This window comes from Pseudarthrobacter sp. As-47, assembly GCF_058215595.1.
On sequence record NZ_CM177088.1, the window covers coordinates 1137205 to 1155131 of the forward strand.

General features: G+C 63.7%; 17 protein-coding genes and 2 pseudogenes. 12 read left to right on the top strand and 7 right to left on the bottom strand.

Features of this window, described 5'->3' with window-relative positions:
* The first annotated feature begins 76 nt into the window (after nucleotides 1-76).
* The 3 genes and pseudogenes from AC4BCK_RS05320 (at nucleotide 77) to AC4BCK_RS05330 (ending at nucleotide 1918) form a co-directional block, all read left to right on the top strand.
* Nucleotides 77-862, top strand: coding sequence for a hypothetical protein (locus tag AC4BCK_RS05320; protein ID WP_490566685.1), 786 nt, complete (start codon nucleotides 77-79; stop codon nucleotides 860-862).
* 64 nt (nucleotides 863-926) lie between these two features.
* Nucleotides 927-1697, top strand: a pseudogene (locus tag AC4BCK_RS05325) (type 1 glutamine amidotransferase domain-containing protein).
* Nucleotides 1698-1792: 95 nt separating this feature from the next.
* Nucleotides 1793-1918 (top strand): hypothetical protein, encoded by a 126-nt coding sequence (locus AC4BCK_RS05330; protein WP_400575544.1) that lies wholly within the window; start codon nucleotides 1793-1795, stop codon nucleotides 1916-1918.
* An 86-nt stretch (nucleotides 1919-2004) separates the two neighbouring features.
* On the opposite strand, the gene AC4BCK_RS05335 is transcribed toward AC4BCK_RS05330, so the two are convergent.
* Complete coding sequence (locus AC4BCK_RS05335; RefSeq protein ID WP_490566686.1) at nucleotides 2005-2223, bottom strand: helix-hairpin-helix domain-containing protein; 219 nt, start codon at nucleotides 2221-2223, stop codon at nucleotides 2005-2007.
* Between the two features lie 117 nt (nucleotides 2224-2340).
* On the opposite strand from AC4BCK_RS05335, the gene AC4BCK_RS05340 reads away from it, so the two are divergent.
* Nucleotides 2341-3000: a dihydrofolate reductase family protein gene (locus AC4BCK_RS05340; protein ID WP_490566687.1), complete on the top strand. Its 660-nt coding sequence runs from the start codon at nucleotides 2341-2343 to the stop codon at nucleotides 2998-3000.
* Nucleotides 3001-3054: 54 nt separating this feature from the next.
* On the opposite strand, the gene AC4BCK_RS05345 is transcribed toward AC4BCK_RS05340, so the two are convergent.
* The 3 genes from AC4BCK_RS05345 to AC4BCK_RS05355 all read right to left on the bottom strand — a co-directional run bounded on the left by AC4BCK_RS05345 (nucleotide 3055) and on the right by AC4BCK_RS05355 (nucleotide 6127).
* Nucleotides 3055-3768, bottom strand: coding sequence for a hypothetical protein (locus AC4BCK_RS05345; RefSeq protein ID WP_490566688.1), 714 nt, complete (start codon nucleotides 3766-3768; stop codon nucleotides 3055-3057).
* Between the two features lie 77 nt (nucleotides 3769-3845).
* Nucleotides 3846-5504, bottom strand: coding sequence for a thiamine pyrophosphate-binding protein (locus AC4BCK_RS05350; protein ID WP_490566689.1), 1659 nt, complete (start codon nucleotides 5502-5504; stop codon nucleotides 3846-3848).
* Between the two features lie 119 nt (nucleotides 5505-5623).
* Nucleotides 5624-6127: an Lrp/AsnC family transcriptional regulator gene (locus AC4BCK_RS05355; protein ID WP_188813887.1), complete on the bottom strand. Its 504-nt coding sequence runs from the start codon at nucleotides 6125-6127 to the stop codon at nucleotides 5624-5626.
* 93 nt (nucleotides 6128-6220) lie between these two features.
* Between AC4BCK_RS05355 and hisC the strand changes: the two genes are divergently transcribed.
* From hisC to AC4BCK_RS05370, 3 genes are all read left to right on the top strand, one after another.
* Nucleotides 6221-7318, top strand: a complete 1098-nt coding sequence (hisC, locus tag AC4BCK_RS05360; protein WP_490566690.1) for a histidinol-phosphate transaminase — start codon at nucleotides 6221-6223, stop codon at nucleotides 7316-7318.
* A 42-nt stretch (nucleotides 7319-7360) separates the two neighbouring features.
* The gene (locus AC4BCK_RS05365; protein ID WP_490566691.1) at nucleotides 7361-8773 is read left to right on the top strand and encodes an amino acid permease; all 1413 of its coding nucleotides are present in this window, start codon (nucleotides 7361-7363) and stop codon (nucleotides 8771-8773) included.
* A gap of 609 nt (nucleotides 8774-9382) precedes the next feature.
* Nucleotides 9383-9835 (top strand): Ltp family lipoprotein, encoded by a 453-nt coding sequence (locus AC4BCK_RS05370; RefSeq protein WP_049786040.1) that lies wholly within the window; start codon nucleotides 9383-9385, stop codon nucleotides 9833-9835.
* A gap of 205 nt (nucleotides 9836-10040) precedes the next feature.
* On the opposite strand, the gene AC4BCK_RS05375 is transcribed toward AC4BCK_RS05370, so the two are convergent.
* The 3 genes from AC4BCK_RS05375 to AC4BCK_RS05385 all read right to left on the bottom strand — a co-directional run bounded on the left by AC4BCK_RS05375 (nucleotide 10041) and on the right by AC4BCK_RS05385 (nucleotide 12559).
* The gene (locus AC4BCK_RS05375) at nucleotides 10041-10814 is read right to left on the bottom strand and encodes a DUF4839 domain-containing protein (protein WP_081459819.1); all 774 of its coding nucleotides are present in this window, start codon (nucleotides 10812-10814) and stop codon (nucleotides 10041-10043) included.
* 265 nt (nucleotides 10815-11079) lie between these two features.
* The gene (locus AC4BCK_RS05380; protein ID WP_148258077.1) at nucleotides 11080-11625 is read right to left on the bottom strand and encodes a hypothetical protein; all 546 of its coding nucleotides are present in this window, start codon (nucleotides 11623-11625) and stop codon (nucleotides 11080-11082) included.
* Between the two features lie 169 nt (nucleotides 11626-11794).
* The gene (locus AC4BCK_RS05385) at nucleotides 11795-12559 is read right to left on the bottom strand and encodes a FadR/GntR family transcriptional regulator (RefSeq protein WP_013600129.1); all 765 of its coding nucleotides are present in this window, start codon (nucleotides 12557-12559) and stop codon (nucleotides 11795-11797) included.
* Between the two features lie 95 nt (nucleotides 12560-12654).
* Here AC4BCK_RS05385 and AC4BCK_RS05390 point away from each other — a divergent pair, with 95 nt between their 5' ends.
* The 5 genes and pseudogenes from AC4BCK_RS05390 (at nucleotide 12655) to AC4BCK_RS05410 (ending at nucleotide 17476) form a co-directional block, all read left to right on the top strand.
* The gene (locus AC4BCK_RS05390; protein WP_490566692.1) at nucleotides 12655-13533 is read left to right on the top strand and encodes a carbon-nitrogen hydrolase family protein; all 879 of its coding nucleotides are present in this window, start codon (nucleotides 12655-12657) and stop codon (nucleotides 13531-13533) included.
* A 9-nt stretch (nucleotides 13534-13542) separates the two neighbouring features.
* Nucleotides 13543-14025 (top strand): annotated as a pseudogene (locus AC4BCK_RS05395) (APC family permease); the annotation flags it as partial.
* A gap of 49 nt (nucleotides 14026-14074) precedes the next feature.
* Nucleotides 14075-14893, top strand: a complete 819-nt coding sequence (locus AC4BCK_RS05400; RefSeq protein WP_490566897.1) for an APC family permease — start codon at nucleotides 14075-14077, stop codon at nucleotides 14891-14893.
* 46 nt (nucleotides 14894-14939) lie between these two features.
* The gene (locus tag AC4BCK_RS05405) at nucleotides 14940-15719 is read left to right on the top strand and encodes a carbon-nitrogen hydrolase family protein (protein WP_490566693.1); all 780 of its coding nucleotides are present in this window, start codon (nucleotides 14940-14942) and stop codon (nucleotides 15717-15719) included.
* A 188-nt stretch (nucleotides 15720-15907) separates the two neighbouring features.
* Nucleotides 15908-17476, top strand: coding sequence for an RNA-directed DNA polymerase (locus tag AC4BCK_RS05410; RefSeq protein ID WP_490566694.1), 1569 nt, complete (start codon nucleotides 15908-15910; stop codon nucleotides 17474-17476).
* Nucleotides 17477-17927: the final 451 nt, after the last annotated feature.

A 17927-nucleotide genomic window follows, 5' to 3' on the forward strand; every position in this document is an offset into this window, starting at 1 on the left:
GGGCATGAGCGGCAGGACCCGTAGACTCGGGGTCATGTCTCTTGGGGGGATGCCGGTCCGGCGAATAAGAATGTCCATGGTTGCGGCCGTTCTGGCCATGTCGCTGGCGGGGTGTGAGTACAGTGGCCCGGACGAGCCGCCGGCACCTTCATCCCCGCCGGCCGCAACGCCGTCGGCCGCGTCCTTCAAGGACAACGTCAACGAAGTCACGCGTTTGCTCGGCGCGTCCCCTACGGACCCCGGCATGCCGTCGGAGGCTGAACCTGCCGGGAAGCTGTCCCTTGAGCTGGCGCCCGGAGACTACCTGGTCACCGGCGCCTGCGCAGGGGTCTACGGGGCCAAGCTCACCCTTGTGAAGGCGGACGGCGTCCCGGAAGTGACCAGTTTCGAGTGCACTTCCACGCTGGACCGCTTTGTCAGGCACGACGGCGGGCCCCTCACCATCAGCGCGGTGCCGCCCACGGGCAGTCCCGCCGCAACGGGCGTCAAGGTGCAGGTCAACCCTGACCGCAGGGCATCGGAGCTCGAAGACCTTTCAGACTGGGCAGCACAGCAGCTGCAACCAGGTTTGCCCGGCGAACTGCGGGGCACCGGCAGCGGGAACACCACCACCACCGCCAGCCTGTCGGCCCCGCCCGGCCAGTATGAACTGCACCTGGTCTGTGCCGGACTGCCGGTAGCCGAGCTGTCCGTTTCCACCTGGAAGGGAGCGGAAGTCCTCGCCCCCGTGCAGGTCCCTTGCGGCGGGAGCGTGTTCAAGGCACCGGTGGTGCTGGCCACTGAAGGGGCGGACCTCACGATGGGCCCCGGGGGACTGGACAGCCGGTTCGCGTACCGGCTCGTCCCCACAGGCCAGCCCTGATCTAAGCCCGAAGGCCGCGGAACGGGCTGGGCGTAGGGTGGGAGGCGGACGAAAGGAGCATTTCATGAAGAAAATCCTCATGGTTTTGACCAGCGTTTCCGAGATCGGCGATACGGGAGAGAAGACCGGCTACAACGTGGCCGAGGCTGCCCATCCCTGGAAGGTGTTCAAGGATTCCGGGCATTTCGTCGACTTTGCGTCCATCCAGGGCGGGCAGCCGCCGCGCGATGAGGTGGACACGAAAGACCCCATCCAGGTCGCCTTCACGGAGGATGAGACCACCCGCGCCGGCCTCTACAACACTGCCCGCGTGGACGTTGTTGATCCGGAGCAGTACGACGCCGTCTATCTCGTGGGCGGCCACGGCACCATGTGGGACTTCCCGGACAGCGAGGGCCTGCAGAACCTGGTGGCCAGCGTCTACAACAACGGCGGACTGGTGGGCGCGGTCTGCCATGGACCGGCGGGCCTGCTGAACGTGGAGCTGGAGAACGGGCTGCGCCTCGTGGAGGGCCGCAAGGTGGCCGCCTTCACCAATGACGAGGAAGTTGCTGCAGGCAAGGACAAGGTCATTCCGTTCTTCCTGGCAGACCGGCTTGAGGAGCAGGGCGCCACCCACGTCTCCGCGGGTGTCTTCGAGGAAAAGGTTGTTGTTGACGAGCGCCTGGTGACCGGGCAGAACCCGGCGTCGGCTGCGGGTGTGGCCAAGGAGATGGAGAAGCTCTTCGCAGTGGTCATCCACCAGGAGAAGGCCTAGGAACAGCACGACGCTGAGGCTCTGCGCGCCGAGAAGGACGCCGTCAAGGCGGCCGCCGCCGCGGAAGCTGAGCAGTAACACCAGCACTGGACTGACGGCCACCCGGATGATTGGGTGGCCGTCAGTCTTGCGTCCGGGAGGCGGCAGCCGGGATGCAGCCCTAGGCTTGGCCTATGTCTACTGATGAAGAGAAGGACCCGCCCGTCCCCGCAGACGTGGAGGGCAAGACCCCGAAAAAGGTCCACGACAAGCCAGTCATGAATGATGGTAAGGCAGCGGCCGACGAACCCAAGGACTGATAAGCACGACGGCGGCGTCCGGGTTGGGTGCCGTCGGTACAGCGGTCCGGGGGCTCAGCCGGGGGGCTGTCACGTCCGTTTGTCCGCTAGGAAGGGTCGGTGAACTCGAGTCCGCGCTCTTGCAGCGCGGCTTCGAGGAGTCGAATTGCCCTGGGCCCCACGCCATGCAGGGCGAGCAGCTCACCAGGACCGTGCGACGCCACCTGCGCCAGCGTCGTGATGCCTGCCTGCAGCAGGGCGCTGTTGGCCGGTCGGCCCAGGGAAGGCAGGTCCCCGATCTGTGCAGGGGTGTCTCGGGTGCTCATGGGAAACAGGGTACCGGCGCCGGGATCAGCAGCACCAAAGACTCCTGCATTAGCCCTTGAACGGTGGGCGCCGCCCGCCCTACAGTGACAGCCAACGACCACTTCAGGAGAGGCGCCATGTCCCTTGTCCGCGTACATAACTTCTCGGTCTCCCTCGATGGCTTCGGCACCGGCGAGGGCCAGCAGCTGGACGCCCCCTTCGGCCACGCGGGCACGCGGCTGCTTAAGTGGGCCTTCGAGACGCGGACCTTCCGCGCGATGGGACTCCACGGGGAGTCGGAGGGATCTTTCGGCGTCGACGAGGCTTTCGCCAGCCAGTGGGGACCCGGGGTCGGCGTCGAAATCATGGGGCGCAACAAGTTCGGTCCCCAGCGCGGTCCCTGGGAAAACGAGGACTGGAAGGGGTGGTGGGGCGATAACCCTGTGTTCCACACTCCTGTGGTTGTCCTGACACACCACCCCCGGCCGGTCCTCGAAATGGAAGGCGGGACAACCTTCCATTTCGTTGACGCGGACCCTGCCTCCGCCCTCGAACAGGCCCGTGCCCTTGCACCCGGCATGGACGTCAGGATTGGCGGCGGTGCCAGTACGGTGCGGCAGTTCCTCGAGGCCGGCCTCATAGACCACATGCATTGTGTCCTCGTGCCGATCCTGCTGGGCCGGGGTGAACGGCTCTGGGACGGACTCGAGGGCCTCGAAGAACGCTTCGACATTGAAGCGACTCCGTCCCCGAGCGGGGTGGTGCATCTGGTCTTCACCCGCCGCACGGCGGTGTAGGCGGGGCTCCCGCAACCTTTCACTTCCCTGAGACGGCTGGCCTGAACTGCTGTGTCAGAGATCGTGGGGACAAATTTCAGCGCCCGCCAGTCCAGGCGTTCCCTGTCCGTATGAGCGCTGGTCCTCGCTTCCGGCCCAGATGACACCGCCTCCGGGACAGGGCATCACATCGAACGCCCGGCCATCAAGGTGCGCCCGCAGGTGGCGCCCGTCGTCCTCCACCACGTCCCAGCCGGCCGCGGGCAGCGCTGTCCGATAGTGCTGCAACACATCGACGCCTCCCGGGAGCACAAACCAGCGGGTACAGCCGGCCACACCACTCATGCCGCCACCCTTGAATTGGCCGACGTGGTCGATGGAATCGAACACCTCCTGGGCCTCACGGTCTGCGGTGGCCATGGGCTCGCCGGTGCCCTGGGACACGCATTGCGGAGCGGAAACAAACTGGTTCGCCATCTTCTGCCCCAGCGCCAAGGGGGTGACAACGAACATCCAGAGCAGCATGAGGACAGGGATGGCCACGGCCGTCAGCCGCATCCACAGTTTTGTCGAGAGCATGAGGCCGATCAGGGCAACCACCAGGACCACGCCGAACGCCAATCCGGAGGGTCCGGCTGCCAACCCCCACGTGAGCCCCTCGAACGCGGATCCGGTGACATCGCCGTACATTGCCATGAAACCGTAGTGGACCAGCACGGCCAGCAGCGCCAGTCCTGCCCCTATGACGAGCAGCACCGCGGCGGAGACAGTCCGGCCGGTCGCGGGCATGGCTTATTGTATTCCCGGTCCCGTCCGCGAGGCAGGGGGACGAAGCCCAAGGCCTGCTCCGCCGGCGGCACCAGGGTTTACCCCGCCACCGCAGCCTTCGCCTCCTGCTTGGCCTGCATCCATTCGCTCAGCCACGGGGCGCGGACGCCGGAGGTGATCCGGCAGTCGGCCACGAAGGTTCCCTTGGCGCCGGCATCGATCCAGTCCTGCAGCGCGGACAAGTCCGCAAGCGAGCGGATGACCGCCGACTCGGCACCCAGCGCCCGGGCAACACCGCTGAAGTCCACCTCTGGGATCAGCATGGGCTTTTCCGTCAGGCCCTGCGAACCGTACTGGTGGATCTCGGCTCCGTAGGCGGCGTCGTTGTAGATCACCACTATCGCGCTACGGGCCGCGCCGATGAGCGATTCGAGGTCCGCCAGGCCCATCAGGAAACCGCCGTCGCCTGAGGCCAGCACCAGGGTGCGGCCGTCCTCCAGCGCACGGGCTGCCCCGACGGCGCTGGCAAGTCCCAGCCCGATGGACTGGAACGCGGTCCCCACCATCACCAGGTCCTGCGGCCGCGGAATGTTCCAGTACATGGGTGCCCAGCCGATGAAGTGCCCGCCGTCCTGGACCACCGTGCGGCGCTCCGGCAGCACGGCATCCAGCGCGGCGGCAAGGGCGCGCGGGTCCAGCCGCCCGTCCGGGGTCTCGTCCGAGCCCGGCTGGTGGCCGGGTCCTTCAGTCAGACGCGTGGAGGCTTCCGCCCGCCAGCCTTCCGCCGCAGCCTCGCCATCCAGCAGCTGGAGCAGACGCGAAGCAGCCGTCTTCGCGTCCGCGCTGACGAACAGGTCCACCCGCGGGTGCGTCTGCTGCAGGCCGGCGTCGATCTGGATCACCGTGCTGTCCGGGCCGAGCAGGTGCCCGAACCGCATGGTGAAGGGGCTCAGGCTCGCCCCGGCCACCAGGACCACGTCCGCCTCGCCCATGAGCCCGGCCGCGGTGTCGGTGCCGAAACCGCCGGCCACGCCCAGGTACCCCTCGCCATTGAGGAGGTTGAGCGCCAGGGCGGTTCCGGCGGTCAGGGCGCCGAGCCGGTCGGCGAGCTCCCGGAGCTCCGGGCCGGCACCGGCGAGGTGCGCACCGCGGCCGGCCAGGATCAGCGGGCGCCTGGCACCGGCGAGCAGGCGGGCTGCCTGCCCAAGGCCGCCGTCGACGTCGTCCGTCACCTTCGCTGCGTGCGTCTCGGGAAGGTCCTCGTCCGCGGCCTCGAGAGCCGCGAGGTCGTAGGGGATGGCAAGCACGACGGCGGTGCGCCGGGTGAGTGCGTACTCCACCGCCTGCCGGGTGATGGCGCCTGCGGTGTCGCGGGTGACGGTGAAGGTCGCCGCGCCAAGGCCCGCGGCGATGGCCGCCTGGTCCACGTCCTGCGGCCGGGCACCGCTGGTGGGGGCGTCCCCGGTGACCAGCACCACGGGGATCTGCGCCTGGACGGCCTCCGCGAGGGCGGTGAGCGCGTTGGTGTAGCCGGGGCCGTAGGTGGTGGTGCCCGCGGCGAGCCGTCCCGACGCCCGGTAGTAGGCGTCGGCCGCGGCGATCGCGGCGCCTTCATGCCGGACGGTGGTGAAGCGGAGGCCCTGCTTCTCCGCGGCGTCCAGGAAGTAGACGTTGCCGTTGCCCATGACGCCGAAGACGTCGCTGACATAGCTGCTGAGAACCTGTGCCACGCGGCCGGAGACGGTGAGAGTAGTCATGCAGGAAGCGTGTGGCCTGCATCTCAGATTTGCAATACCGGTAAATTCTGTTGGTACTTTTGGCAGCCGCAGGCGGGAGAAGTGAAAAAATGCCCAAACGTGGTGCACGTCACCCGCGCTTACTCCGACGTGCGTGATTCCTGCTCGGACAGCCGGCTGATGAGGCCGTCGTAACGGGGTGGCATGAGTTCCATAACGGAGATGGCGGTGCTGGTCCGCTGGATCCCGTCGATCTCCAGGATCTGGTTGGTGATGCGGTAGAGGTCGGCGGTGCCGCGGGCCACTACCTTGGCCATGAGGTCGGCGTCCCCGGTGGTGGCGTGGACCTCAATGACCTCCGGGATGGCGGCGAGCCCGCTTTCCACCGAGCCGAACCGCGTCTGGCTGATTTCCAGCGAGAGGAAGGCCATCAGCTCGTAGCCCAGTGCGGCGGGGTCAAGCCTCCGGCTGAAGGAGCGGAGCGCGCCGCTGCGCTCCAGCCGCGCCAGCCGGGCGTGGACCGTGTTGCGTGCGACGCCGAGTGTCCGGGAGAGTGCCAGGGCGCTGGCTTCGGGATCCTTGTCCAAGGCAAGGATGATGCGGCCGTCGAGCGAATCAAGGGTGCGAGAGTTCGCGATGGTCATATTTTCACCACAGTTACTAGAAGTTGAGCAGAAGTCCCAATGGCTAGAGCGTATCTTGCAATGTGGGCCGGGTCACTTCCATAGTCAGTCCTCATGACCGCTGAACAACTCTTGGCCGCTCCCGCCGCCGCGCTGCCCACCCTTCGTGGCGCCGTCACCGGCCTTCCGTCCTACGTCCCCGGCCGGCGCAGCGCCGGCGCGGACATCGCAGCCCTCGCCAGCAACGAAAGCCACTATGACCCGCTGCCCGCAGCCATCACTGCGGTGGCCGAAGCAGCGGGCAAGATGAACCGCTACCCGGACATGGCCGCCGTCGAACTCCGCGAACGGATTGCCCGGCACCTGGGCGTCACCGCCGGAGAGGTGGCGGTGGGACCCGGCAGCGTGGGCGTCCTCCAGCAAATCATCACCGGACTGTGCGACGCCGGAGATGAAGTGATCTTCGCGTGGCGCTCCTTCGAGGCCTACCCCATCCTGGTGGAGCTGGCAGGCGCCCGCCCGGTCCGCATCCCGCTGGACCACCTTGAGGGCCACGACCTCGAAGCGATGGCCGCGGCCGTCACTGACCGCACCAGGGTCATCCTGCTCTGCACTCCCAACAATCCCACCGGAGTGCCGATCAGCCACGACCGCATCGAGGCCTTCCTGGGCGCTGTCCGCTCGGACATCCTCGTGGTGATCGACGAGGCCTACGTGGAATACGCCGACGCTGGCAGCGGCCCCGATTCCCTGGCGCTCTACCGCCGGTACCCGAACGTCTGCATCCTGCGCACCTTCTCCAAGGCCTACGGACTCGCCGGCCTGCGCGTGGGATACGCCGTGGCCGCACCCGCCATCGCCGAGGGGCTGCGCCGGACCGCCCTGCCCTTCGCCGTGAGCGCGCTGGCCCAGAAGGCGGCCATCGCGTCGCTGGACGCGGGGGAGGAGATGGCAGCGCGGGTGGCCGCCGTCAAGCAGGAGCGGATCCGGATGGCCGCGGAGCTGGAAGCCCAGGGCTGGACGCTGCAGCCAAGCCAGGGCAACTTCCTGTGGATCCGTGCCGATGAAACCCTCCTGGCAACGCTGGTGGAGGCGTTCAATGGCGCGGGCATCATGGTCCGGGCGTACCAGCGCGACGGCGTGCGGATCACCGTTGCCGATGCCGCCTCCAACGACCGCGTGCTCCGGATCCTGGCAGCCCACGCGGCCTGAACTTTTCTCCCCAACAGTTACCAACAACTAAGAGGAATCCCCATGGAACAACAGACAAAGACGTCTGCCCGCGCCCTCGGCGCGGCCCTCAAACCCCGCCAGCTCACCATGATGGGGCTCGGCAGCGCCATCGGCGCAGGCCTCTTCATCGGCTCCGGCGCCGGCATCCAGGCCGCCGGCCCGGCCGTACTGATCTCCTACCTCGTGGCCGGTACGCTCATCATCCTGGTGATGTGGGCCCTCGGCGAGATGGCCGCCGCCAACCCGGACAGCGGTGCCTTCTCCGTCTACACCGCCAAGGCCTACGGTCCGGTGGCCGGCGCCACGGTCGGCTGGCTCTGGTGGATCCAGCTCGTGGTGGTCATCGCCGCCGAAGCCCTCGGTGCGGCAGGCCTGCTGGCCACCATCTTCCCCGCGCTGCCGGTATGGCTGATGGCCTTTGTGTTTATCGTGGTGCTCACTGCCGTGAACCTGACGAGCGTGAAGAATTTCGGCGAGTTCGAGTTCTGGTTCGCGCTGCTGAAGGTGGCGGCCATCGTCGCGTTCCTGCTGATGGGCTTCGCACTGCTCTTCGGCTTGGTACCGGGCGTGCAGTCGCCGGGCCTGTCCAACTTCATGGGCGAGGGCTTCGCGCCGAGCGGGTTCGCCGGTATAGCCACGGCACTGTTCGTGGTGGCGTTCGCGTTTGGCGGCACCGAGATTGTGTCCGTGGCCGCAGCTGAGACAGCCGAGCCGGCCCGCAGTGTAAAGAAAGCAGTCCGCACCGTGCTGTGGCGCATCCTGGTGTTCTACATCGGTGCCATCTTCATCATCGCGGCCGTGGTTCCGGTTGGTTCCGAGGGGCTGAAGAGCCCGTTTGCCGTCGTGCTGGACGCCGCCGGCATGCCCGGCGCGGCCACCGCCATCACCCTGGTGGCCGTCGCCGCACTGCTCTCAGCGCTCAACGCCAACCTCTACGGCGCCTCCCGGATGGCGTACTCGCTGGCCGAGCGGGGCGAAGCACCGCGTTGGCTCGCTTCCGTGTCGAAGGCCCGGGTTCCGGTGGTCGCGGTCCTGGCCAGCGTTGCCTTCGGCGTTGTCACAGTGGTGCTGGAGCTGATGTTCCCCGAGATGGTCCTTGGCGTCCTGCTGAACATCGTTGGTTCCACGTGCCTGCTGGTGTGGACGTCAGCGCTGCTCGCCCAGCTCGCGCTGCGCCTCCGCGCCGACCGCGACGGGACGGAACTTCCCCTGCGGATGCCGGGCTTCCCGTGGCTCACCGGCCTTGGTCTGCTGATCCTCGCCGCGATCTTCACAGTGGGCTTCATCGGCGAGGACTCGCGTCCCCAGCTCCTGAGCACCTTCGGGCTCGTGGCGCTGCTGGCGGTGGCGTGCTGGGTGAACCACCGGAAGCGGGACGCTCGGCCGAGTGTCGAATCTTCGGAAGATGACACGGAGCCGGTGCTCATCGACTGAAGCAAACGCCTGCACCCCGCCTTGGTTCAGTTGACACACGGAGGGCGCGTCCGGCTTTGGCCGGGCGCGCCCATCGCGTTCAATGCCAGGCAGGGGCTCCGGTGCGACGATGCTGGTCGCTGCTGGCACCTTCGCTGGGAACGATGAGTGGGATTGTCGGTGCGTACGAAGCGTCCGCAAAGGGGTTGCCCTTCATTCACAAGAACCCCTCCAAATAGTGACACTTCCGATCTAAACTCAACTATCGAGGCGAAATCGCTGAGAGTGACAACGTAGTCACAATTCGTGTGAAAGGGGAGCACGATGAGCACCGGTAGTACACCTCAACCCGCACCCGGTAACCCAGCCGCAAGCGAAAGACAGAAAAGGCCGCTCTGGAAGAAGAAGCGATTCATCATTCCGGCGGCAATCGTTGGGTTTTTCCTTATTGTTGGATCCTGCACTGGCGGCAACCGGCAACAATCAGGTTCCTCCATTGATCCTGCACCTACGTCCACGGCGGCACCAACTCCTGCGCCCGCTAGTGAACCGGCTGCAGCGCCGCCCGCACCAGCTCCGCCCGCCCCAGCTCCGCCAGCACCAACCGGGCCGAGCGGGACTGCCGCGCAATTGCAGGCTCTGGCAGCGGCCAAAGGCTATCTGGCCACAGGGATAGGCTTCTCGCAGGCTTCGCTGATCGCGCAGCTGACATCGAGCTATGGTAACCAATTCTCGCAGGAGGACGCCCAGTGGGCCGTCGATAACTCCGGAGCCGACTGGAATGAGCAGGCTCTGAAAGCGGCGAAGGGCTATCTGACTACAGGCTTAGGCTTCTCGCAGGCTTCGCTCACTGCGCAGCTCACAGCCAGCTCCGGCAACCAATTCACGCAGGAGCAGGCCGACTACGCTGTTGCCAACTCCGGTGCGGACTGGAACGAGCAGGCCGTTAAGGCAGCGAAGGGGTATATGGACTCAGGGATGGGCTTCTCCCGGCAGGGCTTGATTGACCAGCTAACGAGCCCCTACGGTAACCAGTTCACGCAGGAGCAGGCGCAGTACGCCGCCGACCAGGTGGGGCTCTAGTAACCGCTGCCAACCTACATGCGGACACGAAGGACCTCTAATTTTAGTGGGCAGCTCCTTGGCGAGGACTAGTCGAAGGACTCCAAAGGGAGTACGGTACGGTGAGTTTAAGAAGGGATATCCGGCGATCACCGTGGGCGAGGAAGTCTGTATCCTCACCCGCGGTAGCTGAATTCCGTCCGTGCAAAATAGGAATAGCCCGTGCTCAGCGTACTGAAGTTGAAATGGGATCAAGGAGGAAGAGTTCCTGAAAACTTTCGAATTCCCCCACACGAGCCACGACGTGAAGATTGTCTCGCTTTCCGATATAATCCGGAATGGGTGACCCGGTAAGATTTAGATCGCTTATTCCAACATCGCGAAATTGAAAGTTCGGGCCTTGCGCCTTTGTCTCGCTATAATCACCAGCAGAGATTAGGATGTCGTATCGTGTCTTGTAATTGGCGTGATTGTTCATGGCGCCAATACTTCCATCGAATTCAATGATCCTACCCTTGTACTTTGCAGCAAAGTTTTCTACAATTTCTCCGCCTGTGGCCGTCCCAGATAAAAGCGCTGCCAAGTCTGCACTGTTTTCCACAGTCAACCGCTCGCCAGGTTCGGAGTGAATTGGCGAAGGGGGGGAATCTTCAGATGCCGCGCTAGGCTCCACTGATGGCGCATCGGTCGGCTCTTCGCTTGTGACTATCGCGGGCTCGGAGGGGGACGTGGCGCGTTCGGCGGAGCCTCCTCCCTCCGAGATGACGCCGACTGCGATGACGCCGATTACTGCCACGGCAGCGGCTCCAACTCCCCAAGAACGCCAAGGCTGCTGCCTGGGCTTCAGCCGTCGGAAATTCATTTTCGTCCGCAGTAGCTGTTCTTGGCTTTGTGAAACGAACTCCCAGCCTTCCCTCTTCAGTCTTGCTATCGTCCTAGCTTCTGTGCCACGCAGTGTCTGCATGGACCTGAACTCATACTCTGCGTCGTCTTCAGTCATAATGTTATCGCCCCATTCTTAGTTGAACCGCCGTTTACCTGATTGCGTCTCTTAATTGAGCCGCTGTTTACCTGAGCGCGTCGAGAATAATGTGCATTACCGTCATCTATAGGATGCATTTATCGACCATGTCGATCTTGCATGCGGCGTTACTCGCGGCTCATCAACGTTGCCTAGAACCGAATCCAGAAACTGGCTACAGCGATGCCAGTTCTTGGGAATTCATCAACGGGTAAGTCAGCACGCTAGCTGACCCATGTGGAAGTTATACCGTCCAGGAAAACACTTTTCCTTCGGAAGTTATGTAGCGGGCTTCAGTGATAGGAGTTCCATCGACGATGGGCATAATTATCCATCCGCGAGCGCATTCCCCCCAGTTAAGGGCGCCGCCCTCCGGATACATTGGAGTAACGGGGTTGCCGGTATATCCGCTTGGCCGATCATGCATGCCGTTGTTCGCGTCGCGAAGACTCCACCTTTGAGAAGAGACGGAAGGCACGGATTTGCCGTCCTTTGGGTCAGCACCAAGACAGACCTCTACCTCAAGCGCGCCAAGGTCTTTGTTGTATTCATCGCTAATCTGCTTGTACTGGAAGAAAGTAGCAGTTGCCCCGGTGTCTTTCACTTGAACAGGTGTGCCGGGGCTTGATGGTGCGGCAGGCGGGGAAACTGGAGCTGGTGACGCCGTGACGGTCTGGGTGACTGTAACAGTTGCTGTCGGCGTGGCAGTGGAGGTGGCAGCGGAACACCCCACGACTGACAGGAGTGCGACAGTGACAACGAAGTAGCCAACACGCTTTTTCAAATTCATTCCCCCAGCTGCTCTAAATCGCGGACTGCCATGCGAGCCCACGCGATCATACATGCTTATGCATGTTCCACACACCATCACGTGACTCTCTGGGTAGCAGATGACCAAAATCCATCTGTTGTGAAGGCTTCACGGCGGCAACCGTCAACCTCACGCAGTGGTTGTTCGCTCAGTCATGGCGGCTTAAACCTTCGCCCCGCGCAAGCCCCATGAACATCGTCCTGTGCAGGATGTCCACGTGCTTCCGGGCAACCTCCACGGCTTCCTCAACTTGACCGGCGCGGAGGGCTGCCACAAGAGCAACGTGGTCCTGGTTGGACTTGTGCAGCTTCTCGATGGGGTAGGGGATGAAGTAGTCGTAGAGCTCGGCGAGGGTCTCGTGATAAAGCTCGACGGCGGAATCCAGGCATGATGCCGTGCCGACCAGTTGATGGAACTGCTCGTCCATCCGGTGGTAGTAGGACCAGTCGCTCGCCCCGGCCATCTCACGAGTCAGCCGCTCCAGCTCATCCAGCTGCTCAGCCGTAGCATTCACGGCCGCGTAGTGCGTCACGGCGCATTCGAACAGCAGCCGCCGGTCCACCAGCCGGTTCACAGCCTGGGACTCCGCCGGTGACGCCGAAAGCTCGGCCAAAACATCAGTAGGCGGCGAATCCGCAACAAACGTTCCGCCCGCACGGCCGCGCCGGCGGACCACCACACCCTGCTCCGCCAGGCTGGCCAACGCGCGCCGCGCCGTGATCGGGCTGACCGAGAGACCCAAGGCCACGTCCTCCTGGTCCGGCAGCCGCTCGCCCGGCTTCAAAAGCCCCAGCGAAATCGCCATGCCGATCCGCATCCGCACAGCGTCCATGGCGCTGCGCCGCTCCAAACCGGTGATCCTGCCGGCGCCGAGACGCGGGGGCTCGACGGTGTCCTCCAGCTGATGGGTCATAACCGCTACTTTACGGTCCAAAAGCGCCCCCTTTCCTTTATTGGATCATTCTGATCTAATATAACCCGGATCACACCCAATCGCGGAGATTACCCATGCAACGAATCCTTCCCCTCGTCGCCGCCCAGGCCCGGCCGCGGCTCATCGGCGAACCCGTCTCGATGTTCGCGGACGAGGTCAAAGCAGCCCTCCAGGCCCAGCCGCACAGCAAGCTGGTGGTCTTCCCCGAGCTCCACCTCTTCGGCGACGAAGATCCGGACCTGCAGCGCACAGAAATGCTCCAGGCAAGTGCCGAGCCGCTGGACGGGCCACGGGTCAAAGAGCTGAAGCAGCTCGCCAAAGACCTCAACATCTGGCTGGTCCCCGGCAGCGTCTGCGAACGCGGCCCGGAAGGCCAGCTGTTCAACACCCAGCTGGTCCTGTCCCCGGAAGGGGAGCTCGCCGGGTACTACCGGAAGATCTTCCCCTGGCGTCCGTTCGAGCCCTACGACCCCGGCGACCGGTTCACCACCGTGGACCTGCCCGGCATCGGCCGGGTGGGCCTGAACATCTGCTACGACGCCTGGTACCCCGAGGTGTCCCGCCAGCTCGCCTGGATGGGCGCCGAGGTGATCCTCAATGTCGTCAAAACCACCACCCCGGACCGCAAACAGGAACTGATCCTCGCCAAGGCCAACGCCATCGTCAACCAGGTCTTTATGGTCAGCGTCAACTGCGCCGGCCCCACCGGCCAGGGCAAGAGCATCATCGTGGACCCGGAAGGCAACACCCTCGCCGAGGCCCCGGACGATGAGCCGGTACTGCTCACCGCGGAACTGGACCTGGCCGCCGTCGAGCATATCCGCACGCACGGCACGGAGAACCTCAACCGCCCCTGGTCGCAGTTCCGCGAGGGGGAACCCGCCGTCGAACTTTCCGTCTACCAAGGCCGGATCAATCCGGCCACCTGGACACCGCCGTCCTACAAGCCGTAAGGAAACACCGTGACAACCACCCTCACCCGCACGCTGAAGCTGCCCTCGCTGGTCCTGTTCGGGCTGGCGTACCTGACCCCGATCATCGTCCTGGGAATCTTCGGCATCATCGCTGAGACCACCGGCGGTGCCGCGCCCGCCGCGTACCTCGTGGCGCTGGTGGCCATGCTGTTCACCGCGCACAGCTACGGCCGGATGGCCATCGCCTACCCCGTGGCCGGGTCCGCCTACACGTACGTCCGCCGGTCCATCGATCCCCGCGTCGGGTTCCTGGTGGGCTGGGCCGTGCTGCTGGACTACCTCTTCCTGCCCATGGTCATCTGGCTCATCGGCGGCTCCTACCTGAGCGCCCAGTTCCCCGGCATCCCCATCGGCGTCTGGATCGTGGGCTTCATCGTGATCACCACGCTGCTGAACATCCTGGGCATCAAGGTGGCGGACAAGGCCAACTACCTGCTGATGGCCTTCCAGCTGCTGGTCCTCGTGTTCTTCGTGGCGCTGGCCATCGGCAACGTGGTGTCCAGCAACGGCGCCGGGGGGACTGGCCAGCGGGCAGCCGTTCTTCAACGACACGTCCAGCTTCGCCACCATCTCCGCCGGCGCCGCGATCGCCGCGTACTCGTTCCTGGGGTTCGACGCCGTCACCACCCTCACCGAGGAGACCATCAACCCGCGCCGGACCGTGCCGCGCGCCATCATGCTCATCGCCCTGATCGGCGGCGGCATCTTCGTGGCGGTGTCCTACGTGACGCAGCTGGTCCATCCCGGCGGCGTGTTCGAGGATTCGGCCTCCGCGGCCAGCTCCATCGCCCTGCAGATCGGCGGGCAGCTGTTCGGCGCCGTGTTCCTGGCCGGGCTGGTGGTGGCGCAGTTCGCCTCCGGCCTCGCCGCGCAGGCCAGCGCCTCCCGCCTGCTGTACGCGATGGGCCGCGACTCCGTCCTGCCCAAGGCCGTCTTCGGCCGGCTCAGCGAGAAGTTCCACACCCCGGTGGCGAACCTGATGATCACCGGCGTCGTGGGCCTGATCGCGATCTTCCTGGACGTGGCCACCTCGACGTCGTTCATCAACTTCGGTGCCTTCACCGCCTTCACGCTGGTGAACGCCTCGGTGGTGTTCCACTTTGTGCGCCAGCGCCGGGCCGGGCAGCAGCTGAACCCGGTGTCCTACGTGGTGGTCCCGGTGATCGGCGCCCTCATCTGCGCCTACCTGATCTCCCAGCTGGACAGCAACGCCATTACGCTGGGACTGTCCTGGCTGGTGCTGGGCGTGATTGTCCGGGCCCTGATCACCCGCGGCTTCAAGGCCGCGCCGCCGGAAATGGCGGCCACGGAGAAGGCGACGGTCGAGGCAGCCGCCTGAGCCTGTCGTTCGTTGTGTGGCCTGTGGGCCGAGGGGAGGAACTCTTGTGCGGATAGCGCTGGGGCAGCTGGAGTCGGGCGCCGACATCCAGGCGAACCTGGCCGCCATCGACCGGTTCGCCGCCGAGGCAGCGCGCGACGGCGCCGCGCTGGTCGCCTTCCCGGAGTACGCCACCTACGAGAGGAAGAAGGTGGACGCGACCTTCCCCGCGGCGGCCGAGCCGCTGGACGGCCCCGTCTGCCAGGAGCTCGCCGGCATTGCCCGCCGGCACCGGATTGCGCTGGTGGCTGGCGTGGTGGAAACCTCGGAGGAGCCGGGCAGGGCGTACAACACGCTGGTGGCTTTCGGGCCCGACGGCGGGCGGCTGGCTTTCTACCGGAAGATCCACCTTTTTGACGCGCAGGGCTTCGGGGAGTCGACGTTCATCAAGCCGGGTCCGTCCACTGCGCCGGTGGTGTTTGAGCACGGGGGAGTGCGGTTCGGGCTGATGACCTGCTACGACCTGCGGTTCCCGGAGCTGGCCAGGTCGCTGGCCGACGCCGGCGCGCAGGTCCTGCTGGTTTGCTCGTCCTGGGTGCCGGGCGAACACAAGACGGAGCAGTGGCTCGCGCTGAACGCGGCGCGGGCGATTGAGAACAGTGTGTACGTGGCGGGGGTGTGCCAAGTGCCGCCGGTCTCGGTGGGGCGGAGCGTGCTGGTCGATCCGATGGGCTTCGTGGAGGCTGACCTTGGGCTCGAGCCCGGGGTGCGGGCGGTGGAGGTTTCACTGGAGACGGTGGACCGGGTGCGGGAGTCGTTCCCGATGTTTCGGCAAAGAAGGCTGTAGGCCGAGCGCGATAACTCAGGTTGCGGATCTTCGTCGGAAAGAGGCACAGCGATACCGCTTTCTTGCGCTGCGCGGTCTGGGGGCTGGGTACTTTTGTCATGGCGTGCCGTGTCTCTGGCCGTTGCAATCCTGCCATTACTTCTGACTGCGGTAATCTCAGTGGGACGTCATGTTCGGTAGAAGGAATTATGAAACTTACTGCTCAAAAGTTTGAGGCCGGGCTGCTTGCCCACAATTTTTTTCCAAGAATTGCGAAGCGGGGGGATGAGCTTCCGCCATGTTTTGTCTCGAGTGAATTCTCTCCAGCTATTGCCAGCAAGTTGAATTCCCTGACCGTTAAGAGGCCCGATGGTTTCGGATCGATCAATGTTCGGACCACTCGGTACAACCTGGCTCCGCGAAACCTGGAAGTCATTCACCCCCGCGCATTCGCTGCCATTGCCCGTCAGTTGAAGTCTTCCTGGAAACAGTGGGACTCGATAGTTTCGAATGAGTCTAGCGGCATTCGCATTGCGCCCCATGTTGACGGTCGTGTTTTTTCGATGATTTCCCATGCTGATGCCGAATCACTGGTAACCCCCGGCGGACGCTTTCGCGCCAAGGTTGACATCACGAATTTTTACAGTTCAATATATACGCATTCGTTCCCCTGGGCGGTACATGGCGTACAGGCTGCAAAATTGAAGCAGGACGACAAAAATGACTGGGTGAATCAATTGGACTTTAAGCTCCGACAGGCCCGTCGCAGGGAGACCACGGGAATTGCTATAGGTCCGGGGACCTCGGGAGTCGTTGGAGAAATATTACTAGGTTGTGTAGACGAACGCCTACGCCAACATAGTGACAATTTTAGCTTTTTGCGGTTCATTGACGACTATTACTTTGTCGCCTCAAGTCGTGATGCGGCTGAACGATTCGTCAATGCTGTCCGTAACGAGCTGGCAGAGCTCAAACTGTCGATCCACCCTGGTAAAACTTCGATCACAGAACTCCCTACGGCAGTATCACCACGTTGGATGCGCAATCTGCGAAGGGCGCTCCAGGGCAGTGTAACTAAGAGTAGGTTGCTCGACGCCATCGATCAGGCCATCGAGTCTGCTGACATCACGGCAGAAGATGACATCCTCAAATACGTCCTTGTAAGCGTGGAGGAAGCCCTAAGTAAACCCCAAACCCCCGAGAGTGTTCGGCTGGCCGTCATCGACCGACTGCTGAATGTTGGCTATTTGCGACCTGCGGCAATCGGCAGTGCTTGCAGACTCTTGGTCGAACTTGACGGGACCTCCGTAAGTGAACGTGCGGACTCGTTAAACAAAATTCTCAAGGAGCATGCACAGTCGTTGCGCACCGACTCTGTGTCCTGGATCCTCTACACTCTTCTTGCGCACGATTTGACACCTTCCGGGGAGGCAGCCGAAGCTATTGTGGATTCTAGGGATTGCCTGGCCATGGCGCTCCTTGCCGCGGATGCCAACGGAGATGCTTTAGTTCGTAAGTTTATGGATGAACTCGAATCCGAATTACCCCCGGATTATCGACGTGATGAATACTGGTTACTTTACTATCAGTACGCACTGGGCGGTGCCCCTATAGCTTCCGTTCCTGAGGATTACTATGACGAATTACGTCCCCTCCTGGATGCGAAAGTGTCATTCATTGATTTTGAGGCAAAAAGCCCTTACAGGCCATACCATAGTGACGAACAACGGCAGCTGCCGATTCGGAATTGGAGTGCGGGAAGAAGCCCTTATGCCTAAAAGGCAAGAAGATACTGCCCTATAAGCTGATGGTGCTGTTGAACTGTGCGAATTGATTGCTGAATCCCAAATAAGGATTTTGGATCCAAAGGCCGGTTCAAAGCAGCCGTATCACTCCATTCGTCGGTTTACTCGCCCGAACTTTCGTTGGTCGTTCCTCTGGCCTGACTTGGCTCATTTGGATAGCCTCGATTTTCATGGCGGCCGGTGTCGGGCGCCGGCGCTGATGTGTGGCGCGAGGTTGGTCTGGCGTCGTTTTCTGTTTCGGGCGTGGTAAACCTCGTTGGATCGCCTAATTTGGCGCCGGTTCCACTTCCGGTGATGGGACTTGTCACTGGGTGGGATGAGCGCAGGTTCAGCCTGGAGCCACCAGACCATGACCTGTTTGGGGCGGCCGGTGTACTTCAGGGGCTCTTCGCGGTTCGTGGGGAAATGGATCCCTGGAATGAGC